Raw genomic sequence first — 17,990 nt, 5'->3', positions numbered from 1 at the left:
TATTAGGAGCGAGTTTAGTGCGGCAAAAGTCGCCCATGCGATGCTATGTTTACTTGAATTTTTATGGCTAACTGAATAGATTGAAAAAATATTTTATGTCGCATTATCGGTAAGATTCAGAAGTCACGGCTAACCACACAATTAACTTAGAGGTTAGCTAGGGTGGAATTGGGCGAGAATGCTACTGTGCGCTTGGATGCAGATAACGAATTTCAGCCGGATGCTTTGTGGAGAATTGATGCGGGAGGTCGATCGCAAATTAGTGATGATGATTATGTGCGATCGCACTCTGTACAATCATCGCACTTTGAAATGGTGGAAATGGATAAGATAGTAAGTAGACAAAGAGGCTGGGTGACACCAGCGTCAACCCAACCTACAAAAAAAGGTGATCGCAGTAATGGAGAGCAGCAATCACACTTATTCCTTTTATACTAGGCGGACATATTCAAGTAGTTGGGAACGTAGACCTTGAGTAATCATTGGAAAATTATTGATTTCTTGAATGATAGAACTCTGCGATCTGCCACTCTCCTTAAGCTTCTGAACTACAGCCTTTGCTAGAGTCTCAACCCCAACCTTTGCAATCATGCTTGAAACGCCTGCAATCAGGGTGAGAGCAACTGCGCCGCCAATCATGCCAAAAGGACCACCTAAAAAAGCTAACGATGTTGTAATTGCTACAGCTCCTGCATAAGAAGAGGTTGCAACAAGCCCAACTAAGACTAAACCAGCAACTCCTAGACCAGCTAACTTATTGACTATCTCATCCATCTTAATTAAGTGCTCCGCTAAACTTCAGATTAATTAAACCTTCAAAGTCAAACTCAACTAACTATCTTTCCCTTTACCTCCAAAAAGTTTATATATTCCGTATCCAACAGCAGCCGCCGCAGCAACAGGTGCAGCAGCAACTATGGCAGTACCCGCAATTGCACCTCCCCCGACAACGCCACCGATACCCGCAAGAGTGCCCATAATTGCAGCACCAGAAGCACCGCCAGCTACCGTTACAGCACCAGCACCAACTAGACCAGCAGCAGCCCCAATATTTGTAGCTGTTCTTGCCGCTGCACGAGCATCATTCTCTTCGTCAGACAAGTTCGATTGCTCTTTGAACAAAGTTTCATTCATTATTTTTGCCCCAAGATAAGCTGGCCCCGCTGCTAATACCGCAGGATCCGCCGCCATGCCACCACCAACCACACCACCTGCCGCAGCTAAACCAGAAGTAATTCCTGCTCCTGAAGTTGCTGCAACAGTCAACCCTGTAGCAGCACTGGCAGCCACACCTACCGCAGCACCAGTTTCTGCAACCGCTTTGACTATTTTGACTGTATTTCCATTAATTCCCATAGTTTTTTCTACAACATTTTCTACAACTTCTTCACCTGCTTTACTGGCAAAATCTTCCCAATTCATAAATCAATTTATCCTTTTAATACTTGTGCCATTATTCTTAATAAATTCAAAGTTTGTCTAGCCCAGAAAAGTTCTATTTTGCCGCCAAGTCTCCCTCGCTTTTACTTTAACTTTAATCTAACTTTGTACAACAATGTACGAAAATGTACGAAAATGTTGGCAGTTGTGAGCTACAATACACAAAACTCTCGCATCTCCCTGCCAGATGAATCTTAAAGAAATGTTAAATGTCGCCGATCAGTTTTGGATAAAACAGGTCAGCACCTTGACGATTTACAGGAAGCGGTACTGCGGGGAACTCTACAACGCGAGACATACAAAGAAATAGCTAAAGATTTTAACTGTTCTGAAAGTCGCATCAGGGAAATCGGCTCGGAATTATGGCAGATACTTTCAGAGGAGTTAGGAGAAAATGTCAGTAAATTGAATTTTCGCTCAACAATGGAGAGGTTGCGAAACTCTCTCTAATGCTTTAAACTTTGCAAACAACGTGAGCAGTATTTTCAACATCTGTGCAGAAGGAAGACACCCACCAAATATCCCAAACTCACACCCACTAAATCAAGAAACATCTAACAGAAAACAATCTCAAATCTCACATCAAGATTTAAGCGAAATGCCAGATTTGGGCGATTTCTTCGATCGCCCCCTCGAACTCCAAACCCTCACCACATGGATTCTACAACAACACAGCCGCCTCATCACCCTCACCGGCATCAGCGGTATCGGCAAAACCACCCTAGCAGTCCAACTCGTACAACAAATCAAAGACGAGTTTGAGTACGCAGTTTGGTACACACTAGACGAATTCCCCACCATAGATAAATTTTAATCTAACCTAATACAGCTTTTTTCAAATTCAGAAAAACAAGATTCATCCCCAACCAACCAGAAACGCTTGCCACTGATTAAGTATTTACAGAACTATCGCTTTTTAATAGTCTTAGATGACGTTCACAACCTTTTCTGTAGCGGCGAATTGGCAGGAAAATATAAACCTGAATGCGAAGAATATCGCTCTTTATTCAAACAAATATAAAAATTATCCCATCAAAGCTGCTTGATGTTAATCGGTTGGGAACAGCCGAGAGAAGTGACTCAATTTAAAAACCAAAATACTGCCATTCGTACCTTACAACTCAAAGGTTTAGAGAGCGCAGCCGCAGGGGAAATTCTGAGAGATTATGGGTTAGAAGAAAGCGACAACAGTGAAACACTCATTCATCGCTACCAAGGCAACCCCCTATGGTTAAAAAGCGTGGCAACTCTGATTCAAGACTTGGGAGGAGGCGTGACAGAGTTATTACCAAATGATACCATATTGTTGCCGGAAGATTTGAAAGATGTTTTACAGCAGCAGTTCGATCGCCTATCCGAACTAGAAAAACAAGTAATCTCCTTGTTAGCGAAAGAAAGCCAGCCAATCAACCAGGCAAAGTTGCTAGAAAATGAGATAATTCCGGCTTCAGATTTGCTAAATGCCTTGCAATTTCTATCGCGGCGCTGCTTGATAGAACAACAAGCAAATTTTTACACGATTTCACCTGTACTGAGGCAATACCTTCACCGTAACTTAGATGGCAGTGATGCCTTGCCCTAAATGCTTCAAGACTTGAAAAGCCGATCGCAATTCACTTCGCACAGTATAAATCGAAAATGCCCGCGATAAGCCGTATTCGGCTGTAGGTTGAGCCTTGAGTTTCACAAACAACACATCATCGCCATTCGTCAACATACCAAATCTCGGTTTATCCAAATCAGGACTTGCCATCATGTATGCTAATGCTTGGGGTAATGCCGATCGCGTCGAAATCGTAGTCTTCTTACACTCCAAAACCATTACCCAAAGCTGATTCTGCAAAATCAAGATATCAATTCGTTCCCGCAGGGTTTCTTCCCCATCATCGATCGCAATTTCGATCGCAGCTTCAGCCTTCATCCTAAACGGTGGATCGTAGAATCCCGCCAATTCTAACAAAGGTGATGCCACCAGCAATGTCACTGCCCCTTCTAACAACTCTCCATCGGCTCTATGATACAGCAATCTACGTCGTAGCGTATCCAAAGCAGTCTGTTCAGAATCGCTGGGACTTGGCAATTGGGCTTGCCACTCTGTAAAAAAATCCTCATCCTCAGTTCGGCTCAAATTCAACCTTGATTCAGCCTCAGCAAGGCTTTTAATAGCTTCTGTAACTGCAATAACCTTTGCCATTCGTTCACCTTTGATTCAAACGGTTGAATTTCCAAGGAAAATTAGCTTCATTGTAATCAAAAATAGGGAAACTGCTATAGCGCTCGCAGTTTTCAATATCACTTCTATTGGTTTGTGTCCAGAAACAAAAACCGGGCAACTCCACAGTTACCCGGCAATCCTAACTTTAGACTTCAGACAAATCTAAAATCTAAAACCTAAAATTCTTAAACAGCCACAGTCTTCTTAGCAGAAGAGCTCAATTCGCCCTTAGCATACTTAGCTGCAAAATCGTCCAAAGACACTTGCTTAATCTTTGTACCGTGACCAGCGCAACCGAAAGAGTTATAACGATCGCTACAAACCTTCTGCATATACTTGATCGACGGCTTCAAGAAGTGGCGGGGATCAAACTCATCGGGCTTGGCAAACAAAGCTTCGCGCACCGCAGCGGTAATCGCCAAACGGTTGTCAGTATCGATATTGATCTTACGAACGCCACACTTGATGCCTTTTTGAATTTCTTCCACAGGTACGCCGTAGGTTTCGCGGATTTTGCCGCCGTTGCTGTTGATAATTTCCAGCAATTCTTGGGGTACAGAAGAAGAACCGTGCATCACTAAGTGAGTATTCGGCAAGCGGCGGTGAATTTCTTCAATGCGGCTGATTGCCAAAATTTCGCCAGTCGGCTTGCGAGTGAACTTGTAAGCGCCGTGAGAAGTGCCGATCGCGACTGCTAGAGCATCAACGCCGGTTTGCTCGACGAAATCCACAGCTTGTTCAGGATCTGTCAGCAACTGATCGTGAGAAAGCGCACCTTCAAAGCCGTGGCCGTCTTCTGCTTCGCCCATCCCTGTTTCCAGAGAACCCAAACAACCGAGTTCGCCTTCAACGCTAACGCCGATCGAATGAGCAACATTCACCACATCGCGAGTAACTTGAACGTTGTACTCGTAGCTGGCGGGAGTCTTAGCATCTGCTTCCAGAGAACCGTCCATCATCACGCTGGTGAAACCTTGGCGCATGGCAGAATAGCAAGTGCCGGGGGCATTGCCGTGGTCTTGGTGCATGGAAATGGGAATGTGAGGATAGGTTTCAACTGCTGCCAAAATCAAGTGGCGCAGGAAATTTTCGCCAGCGTAGGAGCGAGCGCCGCGAGAAGCTTGCAGAATCACAGGGCTGTTGGTTTCGTCAGCAGCGCGCATGATCGCTTGGATTTGCTCCATGTTGTTGACGTTGTAAGCCGGTAGGCCGTAACCATTTTCAGCCGCGTGGTCGAGCAGCAATCGCATAGGTACAAGCGCCATAGATATTCCTCCTAATTATTTGTGATTTTTGGGCAGTGAATTTTGGACAAGCTCAATTCTTACGATAATATTAAGACAATTTGCCACCGATCGCGCACTATCTTTCCAGATTTACTTAAAAGTTCAAAAAACAAAATTTTGAGTTCCGAGCATTCCACTCAAAACTCAAAATTTTTAACTCACAAATTTTTTATGGGTCGCCCGGGATTTGAACCCGAGACCAATCGGTTAAAAGCCGAATGCTCTACCGCTGAGCTAGCGACCCGCGAAAACATTGTTACCGCACACAATTTCTAATAGTAGCACCCCTCATTTGAAATAGCAAGTGTTTTTTAAATAAAATTTGCAGTCATGCGAACCAGCATCTCGCAAGTCGCTCCCGGCTGCAAATAAATCAAGTGTTCGCCAGTGTTGAGGGCATTTCGAGGAGCAGTCCAAGGTTCCAAACAGTAAAAATCCTTGCCCTTTACCATCCAGAAAACCAACTTCCCATAGCTGGAGTTGTAACTGAGGGTGAGCCGCAAGCCACTCGCCGCGTCAGTGACAGTAGCAGCAAGACCAGTGAGTTCGTCAAAGGAAACATCAATTTCATCCAACGTCGGGTCAAAAACTCCAGTGAAGTAACCCTTTTCATGGGTGTTCTGATCTCTGTACTGCATCCCTGGAATATCAAAGCGCAGCTTAGATTTGTCCGTCGCCAAAAAGTAGGGGTGCAAACCACTAGAAAACGGCATGGGTTCAGCAGACAGATTGGTATATCGCTGAAAAATTTCCAAAGAATTGCCTTTAATCTGATAAGTGAAGGCTAGTTGGAAATCAAAGGGATAAACAGCCAGCGTCTTGTCGCTGCTGTCGAGAATCAGCGTAATAGCAGCGCAACCCTCCGTAACTTGTTCGCCTATTGTCCAAGGCAAGTCTCGAGCAAAGCCGTGCTGTTTGAGCTGACGCTCCACTCCCTTGTGCGTGTAAGTATTATCGGGGAGATTGCTGCAGATGGGAAACAGGATGGGAATCCCGCCACGTACAGTTAGATCGGGATTGGCGAACCGTTCCGCGTCCAAATAGAAGATTTCTTTGCCTTCAACCAGCCAGCTAGTGGCAATACCGCCCCGTTCCGGCACAACTTCTAGAGTAGAGTTAGCGGCTTCGTCGGAGAGGATATAGGTTTTGTACTGCTTTTGCTTGAGCGCGATCGCAAACACATTTGTCATCGGTAGTAGGTCATTGATCATTGGTTGTCAGTAAATCAGTCGTTAATAATTGGTCGCTAGTATCTTGATGTTCACCCATTACCGCCCTTATCCTCCCCCTGCCTCCTCGTTGTTCCGACCCCCATCGGCTAACCAATTCTCCCAGCTATAGGAGGCAGGGCTATCCGGTGCGTAGAGCGTTTGCTGCTGTTAGCTGGAACGATCGCGGAGGCCGGCTGCTTTTTGAGTGCGACTTCAAAAGATACAGCCCGATTGGGGGGAAGATAGCTTTGGGGACTCGGCACTCCTCCTTGACTAGGAGATGGGGGCGAAATAAACGGTTCTTTGATGAATGGCTCTTTTGTAAACGGCTCTGGTTCCCCGCTGGGGTTTTGAGGTTGAGTGGGGTAGATGCGCGGTGGCAAATTTTGATTCGGAGGCGGATTTGACTCAATTGCAGGCCCTGTCCCGTTCGGGAAAAATGAGGAGTTGTCCGGCTGTTGGGGCGCAGCCGGCAAAGCCGGCAAAATCAAAGTAGGTTTGGGTTGTCCGGGCCCTTGCTGAGTGCTTTCACCGGAGGTTCCCCCGGAACCTCGCCCGGGCTGGTATGTACCGCTCTTTGCTGCTCCTGGCGGAGAATTTGGAGTTTTTGATGCCGCTCCTGGCTGGACTAGGGCATCGAGAACTACAGAAGATTGCATCGGTCGATCGAAAATACTAGAAATTTGCTCGACACGTTTGAGGATACGATCGGCTGCAGCTCCCTTCACCACATTCGGCTGAAACTTTTTCACCTCCACAGGCACAAACTCTACCTTCATATTCCTGTCTTTGAGCGATACTTTCAGGACTGCGGTATCGTAATCCCTGCGAGCATTCCCGCCGAATATAAAATTACCCAGCGAGTAAACTATCGGACGGCCCTTGTAAATTTCTGCACCTTGCAATACCTGGGGATGGTGTCCCACTACCAAATCAGCTCCTTGGTCGATCGTGAACCGAGCCAAATCAATCTGCCAGTCCCCCGGATAATCTGCCAATTCGACTCCCCAGTGGTAATTCACAATAATCCAGTCTACCTGACCCCTAAGAGCTTTAATATCCTCGGCCACGCGATTGTTACGGCGGGGGTTAGTGCCCGCTTTCCCTTGGTCAGCGACGTTAAGCTCGGCATCGTAATAACCGAGGTAGGCAATCCGCTGACCCTTAACTTCAATAATATCTGGACGCCTCGCTTCTTTAATATCTCTGCCGGCTCCCAGGTGTTGAATCCCACTATTATCTAGAGTATTCATCGTCTCCACCAGCCCCGGTTCCTCGTAATCCATAGCGCGGCTATTTGCCAGATTGACAATATCCACTCCTCCGGCTGTTAATACTTTCACCGATTCTGGATCGGCTTTAAAATTTAATTGTTTTTTGCCAGACCCCAATGTAGAGCGAGTCAGGGAGTTTTCTAGGTTAACCATCGCCACATCTGCTTGCCGGTACTCCTCCATATTGGCGAAAGCCCATTGGTGATCGTTGGCAGCAGATGCTCCGAGCGCATCCGATAGATTCACATTTCCTCCGAACATCAGCGTTACTGTTGGGTCGTAAGGATTAGCAACTTGCTTTTGCTGTACTACTGGTACCACTTCTAAGGCCGCTTGCACCGTATCTGCACGTTTTGGAGGCGGCCCCGACATTACCGCAGTTTGCTGGTACCCGGATACTGGGGATACTGACCGCAGGGTCAGAGCTTCGTGGTAGCTGACCCAACACCCTAAAATAAATGAGGCCAGTGCCGATCCCACTAGCAGCAGAGAACGATACGTTTTAAATTTAACCCAATCGACGGCCGGTAGGGAACGGTAACGCCGCCGCTGGCGGTTTGCCGGAGTGACAATTCGCACTGACTGTTTCCAGAGAATGTCTGCATCCCCAGCCAAGCGCGCGTGAATTCGCACTCCTTCTACTGCTGGCGAGTTGAGTCTCCAGAGTTGGTGGCAAATAAATTTGACTAAGCCTTCGCGGAGAGTGCTCCCGAGTAATGTAGTATCTGGCGCAAATTCGCGCTGGAATTCTACGAGGATTTGGACGCAGCCGGCCTGAGCCTGTTCGACGCGGGCATAAATCCCTTCGGGTCGCAGCAAGCTGTCAATCCAGTAATTGAGGGCTTGAAAGTTGCCGGATCGCGCTAGCTCCAAGATAGACGGCTGCGACCAATTTTCTGCGTACACCATCAATTAGCCTCCTTAATACGCACGAGCAATGACTCCAATTTGTTTTGAACAGAACCGCAATTCTTTTAGCTTAACCGCCACAGGTTCCGCTGCCCGTTTTGAAGCTAGTTGTTGGCCGCCACCATTTTCTACATTTAGGGGCTGCTTGCTGTCAGTGATTTTTATCACACTCAGGTCGGTAGATTTTAGATTTTAGATTTTAGATTTTAGATTGAGGTCACAGAGGGTAATCGGGGCCAGAACCAACGTCGAAACAAGAGGTTTCTGGGGAAATTGAGGCACAAGAGAGGGAGATTTATGAGGCAGAGTCTGTTTTTATTGTCGCTGTTTGAGTGTCGCTTTAGAGCTTTCGCTTTGAGATTTGAGATTTGAGATTGAGCCAAGAGGCGTTAGTGGGCGATAAAACAAACGTCGAAACAATAGATTTCTGGGGGACTTGAGGCAAAAGAGAGGGAGATTTATGAGGCAGAGTCTGTTTTTATTGTCGCTGTTAATCGCGTGCCTTTGTCAAGTCCTAATGCTTCGATCTATGCTGGCAAATGCCTCTCACGAGGGATGCCACTGGCTGCAGAACCTGTAATTGGATAAATGGCGTACTAGATAGATTTGGTGGTAAAATCAAATTTGGTAACTCCCATCGGTACAAAAGTTGCGGAAAACGTGAAACTGGCCAGTCCATACGGCTGTGCCTTCCGATGTAAAACCCAAAGTACGTTACGGTAAACAGACCATATTTTAAGCAAGTTACACTGCGCAGGAGAACTGACAAATGCTACAGCGCAAAATCTATCAACTCTGTTGTGATGGTCGTGAGGTTTCTATTTTTCTTCGAGATCAGCAACGTTGGATAGAGCGCGCTCGTATCCTAGATATTGAAGGGGATCTAGTCACGCTGCGCTACGAAACCGACGAAGAAGACGAAATCAGCTCTTGGGAAGAAATGGTGCGTCTCGAAAGTATTGGAGCTGTGTCCCAGAAGTTGGCTTCGGTGTCCCGAACTAACTGCGAACCCCTAGTTTCTGACGATTGTCCCGAAGCCGAACAAATTCGCAATCACTACCCGGACTCGAATTTGGAATAGTTTTGAGCTCGCGCTTGAGGCACAAGGAAAACTTGGGGGAAAAGAAAACTACTTTTCTCCCTTTTTTGTGGAGAAATTATTATGCAAAAAACCCGGTTGAGGCCAAACATATTCTGGGTTGTGACCACATAAGCTATTTTGCCTTTAAATTTAAGCTTGATGGCGGGATCTGCTGCCCACGGGACAACAGCGTAAATACACAGTAGTTTAAAAATTCAATGCGCGACACCCTAGCTCTGCTGAAACAGGGTTTTTTGTCTGGTTGCGTCTAGGACTGTTTTTTGTTTTCTGGGCCGGCAGGCTGGTTTTTAGGTGTCCGAGAGCTTATTCGCCGTCTGTTTCGCCATCTAGGAAAAGTTCCGACTCCGGTATCGCTTTAAATACGGGACAGTAACCGTCGGGGGTAACTTTAAAGCCAAACAAAGCACTGGACTGGTTCCAACAGCGCTGGCTGCGGTAGTGCTGACAATTGCCGCAGCATTCGAGGTTTGCCTGAACGGCGCTGCCTTGAAAAAGCAGTTCCCGCTGGGAGATGCCGCGCAGTACCAGTTCTTCGCCTTGCCAGCGGGCTTCTACTAAACCGGTATCGGCAAAATTGGCCCACCGAGGATCGGCTGTAATCGGACTCGGCAAGCTAATTGCTACCTCTGTCCCCAATTCGCTGAGTTCTCCCTCATAGTTGGTTTCTGGGATAGCGGGCTGTAAAAACATTTCCCCGATCGGCAGTTCGACAAGTGTTCCGGCCGCCGGAGTGTGCAACTGGTAGCGGTTTCGCAGCTCGTCCAAGTTAGCCAAGTCAGCCAAATATGCAGGGGAACCGTGGAGTAAAATTACGTGCTGGGGACGCAAATTGTGGATGAGTTGGGTCGTCCCGGGCCCGTCGCAGTGTTCGGCTAGCAGATAAGTTTCGACACTTGTGACTCCAGATTCGGGCCTGTTGCCCAGCCAGTCGCTGACGGGATATCCTGGTTTTTGAGGGGCGAGCAAAATCCAAGGATGTGTGCCATCGGCAACATACAAAGCCAAATCAGCTATTTGGTCAGTAATCACAATACAGGGCGTGGCTCCCAATCCGGGGCGCTGTTCGGCAGACAGCCGGCGGACGCGGGGTTTCACCCTTTCGTCCCAAAACAAAGGTTGGTGCAGAGCAAAATTTTGGACGGCGGTGGGAAATTGGGGTAACAGTTCCAGATAAGCGTCGCACCCGTCGGCGACAGTGCCGTCCACCCAAATATCCAAGTCGCGGCCAGTAAAGTAGTGGTGACTGCGGAGCAGCATCAGCATTTCTTGGCCCAAACCAAGGGCCGGGGCGGGCAGCAGTACCGAGTAACCGTCGGCGATGGCGCGGTGGATGCGATCGGCTAACTGATTTTCTAGTTGTCGGCGGTGAGGGTGGCGCGCCGTGCCGTAACTGCCTTCCAAAATTAACACATCAGGCTTCATGCCCCTGAGTTCTCCCAGGGGCAAACCTTCCACCAAACGAGAATTGGACAGGAAAAAGTCGCCGGTGTAAACCACTGTGTAGGTGCGTTGCGGGGCTGCATAAGTCAGCAGCACAGTCGCCGCTCCGGGCAAATGGCCCGACGGGAACAACTGCACGCTCAGTCCTGGGCGCACTTCGAGCGGCGACTGCCAGGGCAGTCCCTGACAGAACCTGGACTCTGGCTGATGAACCACTTCTGGCCAGTTGAGCGGTAGCAGTCGCGCTGTCACTTCGCTGGCGTAAATTGGCAAGTGGGGGAAAGATTGATGGAGTGCTAGCAAACCTCTGGCATGGTCAGAGTGGGCGTGGGTACACACCACAAAATCGGCTGGCAGCGATCGATTTAGTGTCGCTGATAGCGGTGCAATATCCTCTATACCGCAGTCGAGTAAAATGCGGTGCGGGCCCATTCGGACTAGCAGACAGACCCCTTCCTGTGCGTGGCCTGCGCCGTAAGGTAAACAATCGAGATCCATCACTGCGGTTAGCTCCCTGCTTTGCACGCAACTTGCAGTATCGCCACATTTAAACATTGGTTGCGACTGCATTCATTCGATCGAGTTCAGTCTCGGACGCTGAAACCGGGTTTGATGAACGAAAACACTTTGTTGCCGCCCTCGCTTCCGGTTAAAAAACCCGGTTTATCAAAGTTCTGGTGCGTAAGCCATAGAGCTAAATGTTTGCTCCAAGGCTCCGGCTCTCGTGCAAGGAAAGTAATTGCACTTAAGATTTGATGCACACCAAGAAGGTGATTTTCCGAAGGCATTTGCCTGAGCGGCATTGGGCCTTCGACAAAGTTCATGCTACTGGTTCTTGCATCAAAAGTTACATTTTATTGCACCATATAAGAGCAACGAGCTCGATCTCATATTCTGAGTTTTAAACCTTTTTCCACAATTTGCGCTTGGTAAAAGCTCGTCTTTTTTATGAGAAGATTTTAATTCAGATGCCCAAACATCTTGATAAAACTTTACAATTCTTCATTTTTAGGGTTGTCAGCGCCGTGTATTGTCCAATCTGAAAAACGGAGAACCAGCATCGTGCTAGCTAACTGCTTTTGTCAGGGCAGAGAACGACTTGATGAGTTTGATCGGTTTCTTTGTAAAAGTTTGATACATTCTTCTAAGCAAACCTTCTGGCTATCCAAGAGAGAGTTTAAATGGCTTTTTGACCGCAAGCATCCACGATACAAGCCCCCGGATTCATCCCTGGAGAAATAAAAAACCTGTATCTGATGAAACTTGCCCCCCGAATTTATCCGTGGGGTCTATGCTTCAATTCTTTAATCTAAAATCTAAAATCTAAAATCTAAAATCGATTGACCCCGCCCAAAAATGGATATAAGTTTCCGACAGGAATCGCCCGCAGCCCAAAGTTTTAGACTCTTGTTCAAGCTCCAGATTCATCTGTGGAGTAAAAAATTTCAAATCTTTCGACTCAGCGCGACTCGACAGCTCGCCCAAGGTCTGAGCGCGGCGAGACTGAGCGGGGTTCGACGGCTCGCCCAACGTCTCGCCGAAGTCTCAAAACTCAAATCTAAAATCGACTGACTGCCCCATAATAGGTTTGTTTACTCCGCTCTTTGACTAGGGGACAAAACGATGTGTTTTTTTTGTTTTACCCCAAACATAGCCAGGTACATCCCCCGACAAGGGAGGATATTTATCCTCTACAAATCCCAGTAACTTGCCAGAAATAATCTCAGGTCTATGAGTCTCCAACCAGTCTGTAATCTTCGGCTTTTTTTATCATTTGGGTATTGTTTGGGGTGGAGTTTTTGAGCTGTTTGTCAGCTAACCCGTGGCCGCTTAAACAGAGTGTAATAGCTTGGTTTTAAGTCAGACATCACCTCGTATTTCTCGAAGAGAATCGTTGAATTTGTGCTAAATTCCAGTTTTTTGAATGCCGTCAGGCAATGACTGCTGCGCTTTGCACCGATTCTAGATAACTGACCAAGAATTTCTTGATGGTACAAGCCCCCGGATTTATCCGTGGAATCAATCGAAAATCGAAAATCCTCAAACCCCCGCATTTATCCGTGGGGTCAATCTAAAATCTAAAATCGCGAATCGATTGACTGAGACTCGTCGTTCTGCCAATTTTAACCTAGAGATACCAGTAGTTTTTAGAGTTTGGTTTAAGAACAAATGAAGTCGTAAATGACTTATTTAACCTGCTAACTCTCGGTATTAATAGCCTTAAGCAAACATTTAAATCAAATAATACTGCTTTAAGTAATGGTGTATGGATTGGACTAGCTCAACTCATTTATGTCGCTTAAATAAGTAGCTATAAATATAGCTAGTGTGGGTATAGTGTTGAACTCATACAGTGTTTTGTATAGGACGCATTCTTATATAAAACGACCAATGCAAGACATACATGGTATTTGTCTTGGGGCAATTTGTTAGGTTTTAGCTTAAAAAAATTAAGGGGTGCTCTCATTATTATAACAACTGGATTGGGATTATAGAATAATTACTACTGGCGAAAGTTTTAATTGCGAGAGGGTTTAATTGTTTGGTATGTTTTAGAGAATAGTACCCGATCGCAATTAAAGCTGAAATGAGGGGCGATCGCACAAACTGGGTTTTATCAAAAAATCTGGTTTTTAGATTTGGTATGAATGGGGAGGCTGGGGAGGGCGCCGATGGCCAATAACGGCTGCAATTGACACGTGCATCGAGGTGCGAAGGTTTTGGATAAAAAATATTATGTAGGAAAAAACTTGACATCAGCAGGTCATCGAAAGTAAAAATAAATAATAGGCATAACGAAATGAGGCTTTATCTTTGATTCGCAATCGGCGATCGGCAAGTATGGCATTGAGAAGTTGCTATCCCTAAAACAATTTCTGCTGAAATACATCCGCTAATATACGGAGTATCTAGGATTTTTTCGCAATCTAAAATCTAAAATCTAAAATGGCAACAGCTATTCTTGAGCTGGAAATCTCCAAACTCCCGCCAGAAATTACGGTTGAGGAGCGTTACAGCAAAGCCTTGATTTTAATTCGACTGCACGGAAAACCGATCGGTCAAGCTCTTTTGCCCGTAGTCGGAGGCCGCCTTGGCGGTGACGAATTACGGGAAACACTGATGAATGCTGCTGGTGACAACCTGTGGAAAAACTGGCTCTACGACACTCTAGAATGGGATGAGCGGGGACCAGTGGAGGCATTGCCGCTCGCCACAGTAGCAGTTTGCACGCGCGATCGACCGGAAGATTTGCGGCGCTGTCTAGACGCGCTGATGCTGCTGCCAGATGAGGGTCAGGAATACCTGGTAATTGACAATTGTCCAGCCACGGATGCCAGCAGTGAATTGGTCAAAAATTACCCAAAAATCCGCTATGTGCGCGAAGATGTAGCGGGCGAGAGCGCTGCCCGCAACCGAGCTTTACGCGAAGCTAAACACGAATTCGTAGCGTTTACAGATGACGATGCTGCCCCCGATCCGAACTGGCTGCGATCGCTCTTGTGGAATTTTAGCGATCCGCGAGTGATGTGCGTCACGGGGCTGGTGATGCCCTTGGAACTGGAAACCGAAGCGCAAGAATGGTTTGAGTGCTACAGCCCTCACGGGCGGGGATTTGAGCGCCGAGTAGTTGACGGGGCGCACTGCAATCCTCTGATTGTGCATCTTGTGGGAGTTTCAGCGAGTATGGCTGTGCGGAAAAGTTTGATCGACTACATTGGTCTGTTTGACGAAGCTTTGGGGGCGGGAACACCTACGGTGGGCGGCGAAGACTGTGAACTATTTGCCCGCATTTTGCGCGCGGGTTACTGCATTGTCTACGAGCCGAGAGCATTGAGCTGGCACCGCCATCGGCGCACTTGGGAAGAATTGCAAAAAACGCTCCAAGGCTACGGAATCGGAGTCTATGCTTTCTGGACGCGGCTGTTTGTAATCAACAGAGAATTCAGTGTACCTCTATTAGCTTGGGGATGGCTGCGGTATAAGCAAATTCCTGAATTAATTGCTTCTTGGAGAAAGCAACCGGGCTGTATACCTAGTGATTTACTTTTGGCTCAACTGCGGGGGTGCATTAGCGGGCCGAGGGCTTATTTTTATTCTCGCAAGCGGTTGCAGGAACTTAAAGGGGAAGTCAATCGATTTGAGATTTGAGATTTGAGATTTGAGATTTACTCCACAGATGAATCTGGGAAATGAAACTAAGGTCTAAGCTTTTTGGATTAGTCATTAGTCAGGAGGAACAGGGAAGTCCAGCAATGGATGGTGTAATGGATTTAAGGGATTTAACAGATGGAAATTGAGGGACCAGGGAAGAAGTAAGAATGTTTAAAAAAAATTAATCACTACTTATAACTTCCCAAATACCAAATACTAAATATCAAGTGTGCCTCTCAGTGAAAGCAAATACATCAAGCGGAAAGTTGATTATTGAGATAAGCACCGGGCCGAAAATGGATAAAGGAAATACCCTCGACATTCCAGGCTCTCTCGATATTTTTACCCTTATTAAAGGACAAGTGGTGCTGAGGGATAAGGCCACGTTTCATCAAGGCGGTCGAATTGAAGAATTAATTCAAAGTGCAGGAGATAGACTGTTATATTTACCAACTTTCTCTCCGGATTTCAACTTGCATTGACCAATGGTGGTCTTTGCCGGGCAGTTTAATTCGTAAACTAAAGAATCAGTTTGATTCTTTAGCAGATGCGTTCGAGGTTGTTTTACGCATTGCGTCCTAACCGCTTTGGCGAGTGTTATATCTTTTGGTTTAGCGCAGGATGCTGTGGGCTATCATTACGAAAACGAAACAAACAATCTCGATCGCTCTTTCTGCGGCTCTCGTCAGGAAGGGCGCTCGAATGGTTTTGAGCGGCGGCCGACACCCGGAACTGAGACCGACGCTGCACATCAAAGACTACGAAAGTCCTTATTGTTTGGTAGACAAGATTGTGGTGCCACTGACGTTTTTCTTCCCAGCGGTTGTGGATTGGCTGGCTGTGGGAGTCAGGAAATCTCTGGATTTGCTTGAAAGCTTGGGGATGTGGGAAACTTGGCGGTGATTGCGGGCAAAATTGCGCGGTTATTGGTATTTGCGAGGTGTGATTGATGAACTCAAAACTAGATCGGCAATTTTTAGTTTTATGCACGGAGACCCGGCACGTGCTGATTTGGACAATCGCGAAAATGTGGGTCGGGCTGGTGAGAACACTCATCAAGTGGGTTGTATAGGAGTGATTTTTAGCTCAATGGGTTCCTACAAGACTCTATAATATATTATGGTTTTTGTGCCGTTATACTTAACATTGGGCTTTATTGTCAAAAAAAGTATTTTCTGGGCTGCGTCTCTATTTTGACAACTGGCTTGGGATTGCTATAGAACTACTACTTGCGAAAGTTGGAATTGCGAGAGTCCTTAATTGTTTGGTATATTGCCCTTGAATAGTACCCGATCGCAATTAAAACTGAAATGAGGAGCTATCGCACAAACTGGGTTTTGTCAAAGAATCGGGTTTTTACAGGTTGCATTAATGGCGAGCCTTGGTGGCGGTCTGCTGCCAATAGCACCTGCAATTGACATAAGCCTCGACGAGGGATCGTTGCTGGTGGTAAAAGTTGTGTTGGGAAAAAACTTGACATCAGTGAGTAATTGAAAGTAAAAATAAATAAAAGCAATAAAAACAATGAGGCTTTATCTTTGATTCGCGATAGGCAATCGGCAAGTATGGCATTGAGAAGTTGCTATCCCCTAAAACAATTTCTGCTAAAATACATCGGGTAATATAGGGAGTATCTAGGATGTTTTCGCAATCTAAAATCTAAAATCTAAAATGGCAACAGCTATTCTTGACCTGGAAATCTCCAAACTCCCGCCAGAAATCACGGTTGAGGAGCGTTACAGCAAAGCCTTGATTTTAATTCGACTGCACGGAAAACCGATCGGTCAAGCTCTTTTGCCCGTAGTCGGAGGCCGCCTTGGCGGTGACGAATTACGGGAAACACTGATGAATGCTGCTGGTGACAACCTGTGGAAAAACTGGCTCTACGACACTCTAGAATGGGATGAGCGGGGACCAGTGGAGGCATTGCCGCTCGCCACAGTAGCAGTTTGCACGCGCGATCGACCGGAAGATTTGCGGCGCTGTCTAGACGCGCTGATGCTGCTGCCAGATGAGGGTCAGGAATACCTGGTAATTGACAATTGTCCAGCCACGGATGCCAGCAGTGAATTGGTCAAAAATTACCCAAAAATCCGCTATGTGCGCGAAGATGTAGCGGGCGAGAGCGCTGCCCGCAACCGAGCTTTACGCGAAGCTAAACACGAATTCGTAGCGTTTACAGATGACGATGCTGCCCCCGATCCGAACTGGCTGCGATCGCTCTTGTGGAATTTTAGCGATCCGCGAGTGATGTGCGTCACGGGGCTGGTGATGCCCTTGGAACTGGAAACCGAAGCGCAAGAATGGTTTGAGCGCTACAGCCCCCACGGACGGGGCTACGATCGCCGAGTGGTTGACGGGGCCCAATGCAATCCGCTGATTATAGCTCCAGTGGGGGTTTCGGCGAGTATGGCTGTGCGGAAAAGTTTGATCGACTACATCGGTCTGTTTGACGAAGCTTTGGGCGTGGGCACGCCCGCTAAGTGCGGTTCAGACAGCGAACTGTTTGCCCGCATTTTGCGATCGGGCTACCGCATCGTCTACGAACCGAGGGCTTTGAGTTGGCACCGCCACCGACGCACCTGGGAAGAACTGCGCAACTTGCTCCGATGCTACGGAATCGGAGTCTATGCTTTCTGGACGCGGATGTTTGTAATCAACAAAGAATTTAGTGTACCTCTATTAGCTTGGGGATGGCTATATTACAAGCAAATTCCTGAATTAATTGCTTCTTTGCGAAAGCAACCGGGCTGTATTCCTAGTGATTTACTTTTGGCTCAAATGCGGGGGTGCATTAGCGGGCCGAGGGCTTATTTTTATTCTCGCAAGCGGTTGCAGGAAGTTAAAGGGGAAGTTAATCGATTTTAGATTTTAGATTTTAGATTTTAGATTTACTCACAAATGAATCTGGGAAATGAAACTAAGGTCTAAGCTTTTGGGATTAGTCATTAGTCAGGAGGA

General features: G+C 46.9%; 15 protein-coding genes, 1 tRNA gene and 1 pseudogene. 7 read left to right on the top strand and 10 right to left on the bottom strand.

All coding sequences use genetic code 11. The features are described 5' to 3' along the window. The first annotated feature begins 162 nt into the window (after positions 1 to 162). Positions 163 to 438 (top strand): hypothetical protein, encoded by a 276-nt coding sequence (locus tag QUA23_RS20150; protein ID WP_333077951.1) that lies wholly within the window; start codon positions 163 to 165, stop codon positions 436 to 438. On the opposite strand, the gene QUA23_RS20145 is transcribed toward QUA23_RS20150, so the two are convergent. Together QUA23_RS20145 and QUA23_RS20140 are read right to left on the bottom strand one after the other, a co-directional pair. Continuing rightward, positions 430 to 774, bottom strand: a complete 345-nt coding sequence (locus QUA23_RS20145; protein ID WP_333077950.1) for a hypothetical protein — start codon at positions 772 to 774, stop codon at positions 430 to 432. The genes QUA23_RS20150 and QUA23_RS20145 overlap by 9 nt on opposite strands. 57 nt (positions 775 to 831) lie before the next feature. Continuing rightward, entirely contained in the window at positions 832 to 1,422 is a 591-nt protein-coding gene (locus tag QUA23_RS20140) for an RNA polymerase subunit sigma-24 (protein WP_333077949.1), read from the bottom strand. Between the two features lie 205 nt (positions 1,423 to 1,627). Here QUA23_RS20140 and QUA23_RS20135 point away from each other — a divergent pair. Beyond that, a pseudogene (locus QUA23_RS20135) lies at positions 1,628 to 3,022 on the top strand (NB-ARC domain-containing protein). Here the strand turns inward: QUA23_RS20135 and QUA23_RS20130 are convergent. The 6 genes from QUA23_RS20130 to QUA23_RS20105 form a co-directional block, all read right to left on the bottom strand. Continuing rightward, complete coding sequence (locus QUA23_RS20130; protein ID WP_333077948.1) at positions 2,996 to 3,634, bottom strand: type I restriction endonuclease; 639 nt, start codon at positions 3,632 to 3,634, stop codon at positions 2,996 to 2,998. The pseudogene QUA23_RS20135 and the gene QUA23_RS20130 overlap by 27 nt on opposite strands. Positions 3,635 to 3,840: 206 nt before the next feature. After that, on the bottom strand, positions 3,841 to 4,920 hold the full coding sequence (gene fba, locus QUA23_RS20125; RefSeq protein ID WP_006633469.1) for a class II fructose-bisphosphate aldolase: 1,080 nt from the start codon (positions 4,918 to 4,920) through the stop codon (positions 3,841 to 3,843). Positions 4,921 to 5,113: 193 nt separating this feature from the next. Continuing rightward, positions 5,114 to 5,185, bottom strand: a tRNA-Lys gene (locus QUA23_RS20120). Between the two features lie 67 nt (positions 5,186 to 5,252). Continuing rightward, positions 5,253 to 6,122, bottom strand: coding sequence for an aldose epimerase family protein (locus QUA23_RS20115; RefSeq protein ID WP_445243511.1), 870 nt, complete (start codon positions 6,120 to 6,122; stop codon positions 5,253 to 5,255). Between the two features lie 137 nt (positions 6,123 to 6,259). Next, a complete protein-coding gene (locus tag QUA23_RS20110; protein ID WP_333077947.1) occupies positions 6,260 to 8,335 on the bottom strand; it encodes a CapA family protein in 2,076 nt (691 codons plus the stop codon). Positions 8,336 to 8,347: 12 nt separating this feature from the next. Next, positions 8,348 to 8,503 (bottom strand): hypothetical protein, encoded by a 156-nt coding sequence (locus tag QUA23_RS20105; RefSeq protein WP_333077946.1) that lies wholly within the window; start codon positions 8,501 to 8,503, stop codon positions 8,348 to 8,350. 601 nt (positions 8,504 to 9,104) lie between these two features. Between QUA23_RS20105 and QUA23_RS20100 the strand changes: the two genes are divergently transcribed. Then, positions 9,105 to 9,416, top strand: coding sequence for a DUF6679 family protein (locus QUA23_RS20100; protein WP_006633466.1), 312 nt, complete (start codon positions 9,105 to 9,107; stop codon positions 9,414 to 9,416). Between the two features lie 324 nt (positions 9,417 to 9,740). Here the strand turns inward: QUA23_RS20100 and QUA23_RS20095 are convergent, their stop codons facing one another. Both QUA23_RS20095 and QUA23_RS20090 read right to left on the bottom strand, forming a co-directional pair. Next, the gene (locus QUA23_RS20095; RefSeq protein WP_333077979.1) at positions 9,741 to 11,375 is read right to left on the bottom strand and encodes an MBL fold metallo-hydrolase; all 1,635 of its coding nucleotides are present in this window, start codon (positions 11,373 to 11,375) and stop codon (positions 9,741 to 9,743) included. Positions 11,376 to 11,461: 86 nt separating this feature from the next. Continuing rightward, positions 11,462 to 11,701, bottom strand: a complete 240-nt coding sequence (locus QUA23_RS20090; protein WP_333077945.1) for a hypothetical protein — start codon at positions 11,699 to 11,701, stop codon at positions 11,462 to 11,464. 2,122 nt (positions 11,702 to 13,823) lie between these two features. Here QUA23_RS20090 and QUA23_RS20085 point away from each other — a divergent pair. The 4 genes from QUA23_RS20085 (at position 13,824) to QUA23_RS20070 (ending at position 17,897) form a co-directional block, all read left to right on the top strand. Beyond that, positions 13,824 to 15,026, top strand: a complete 1,203-nt coding sequence (locus QUA23_RS20085; protein ID WP_333110487.1) for a glycosyltransferase — start codon at positions 13,824 to 13,826, stop codon at positions 15,024 to 15,026. Between the two features lie 242 nt (positions 15,027 to 15,268). After that, the gene (locus tag QUA23_RS20080) at positions 15,269 to 15,511 is read left to right on the top strand and encodes a transposase (protein ID WP_333077943.1); all 243 of its coding nucleotides are present in this window, start codon (positions 15,269 to 15,271) and stop codon (positions 15,509 to 15,511) included. A gap of 139 nt (positions 15,512 to 15,650) precedes the next feature. Further along, positions 15,651 to 15,932 carry a hypothetical protein gene (locus QUA23_RS20075; RefSeq protein WP_333077942.1) on the top strand — a complete coding sequence of 94 codons (282 nt, stop codon included), beginning with the start codon at positions 15,651 to 15,653 and terminating at the stop codon, positions 15,930 to 15,932. A gap of 768 nt (positions 15,933 to 16,700) precedes the next feature. Then, positions 16,701 to 17,897, top strand: coding sequence for a glycosyltransferase (locus QUA23_RS20070; RefSeq protein ID WP_333077941.1), 1,197 nt, complete (start codon positions 16,701 to 16,703; stop codon positions 17,895 to 17,897). The last annotated feature ends 93 nt before the right edge of the window (positions 17,898 to 17,990 follow it).

The organism is Microcoleus sp. Pol1C5, assembly GCF_036701115.1.
Taxonomy (GTDB): domain Bacteria; phylum Cyanobacteriota; class Cyanobacteriia; order Cyanobacteriales; family Microcoleaceae; genus Microcoleus.
Note: the sequence above shows the minus strand (reverse complement) of the source record. Positions and strands in the feature narration are given on the sequence as shown.

Coding starts and splice junctions, on each gene's coding strand:
- QUA23_RS20085 (WP_333110487.1), top strand. CDS start 13,824: ATGGCAACAGCTATTCTTGAGCTGGAAATCTCCAAACTCCCGCCAGAA.
- QUA23_RS20145 (WP_333077950.1), bottom strand. CDS start 774: ATGGATGAGATAGTCAATAAGTTAGCTGGTCTAGGAGTTGCTGGTTTA.
- QUA23_RS20130 (WP_333077948.1), bottom strand. CDS start 3,634: ATGGCAAAGGTTATTGCAGTTACAGAAGCTATTAAAAGCCTTGCTGAG.
- QUA23_RS20070 (WP_333077941.1), top strand. CDS start 16,701: ATGGCAACAGCTATTCTTGACCTGGAAATCTCCAAACTCCCGCCAGAA.
- QUA23_RS20110 (WP_333077947.1), bottom strand. CDS start 8,335: ATGGTGTACGCAGAAAATTGGTCGCAGCCGTCTATCTTGGAGCTAGCG.
- fba (WP_006633469.1), bottom strand. CDS start 4,920: ATGGCGCTTGTACCTATGCGATTGCTGCTCGACCACGCGGCTGAAAAT.
- QUA23_RS20075 (WP_333077942.1), top strand. CDS start 15,651: ATGCTGTGGGCTATCATTACGAAAACGAAACAAACAATCTCGATCGCT.
- QUA23_RS20090 (WP_333077945.1), bottom strand. CDS start 11,701: ATGAACTTTGTCGAAGGCCCAATGCCGCTCAGGCAAATGCCTTCGGAA.
- QUA23_RS20100 (WP_006633466.1), top strand. CDS start 9,105: ATGCTACAGCGCAAAATCTATCAACTCTGTTGTGATGGTCGTGAGGTT.
- QUA23_RS20095 (WP_333077979.1), bottom strand. CDS start 11,375: ATGGATCTCGATTGTTTACCTTACGGCGCAGGCCACGCACAGGAAGGG.
- QUA23_RS20140 (WP_333077949.1), bottom strand. CDS start 1,422: ATGAATTGGGAAGATTTTGCCAGTAAAGCAGGTGAAGAAGTTGTAGAA.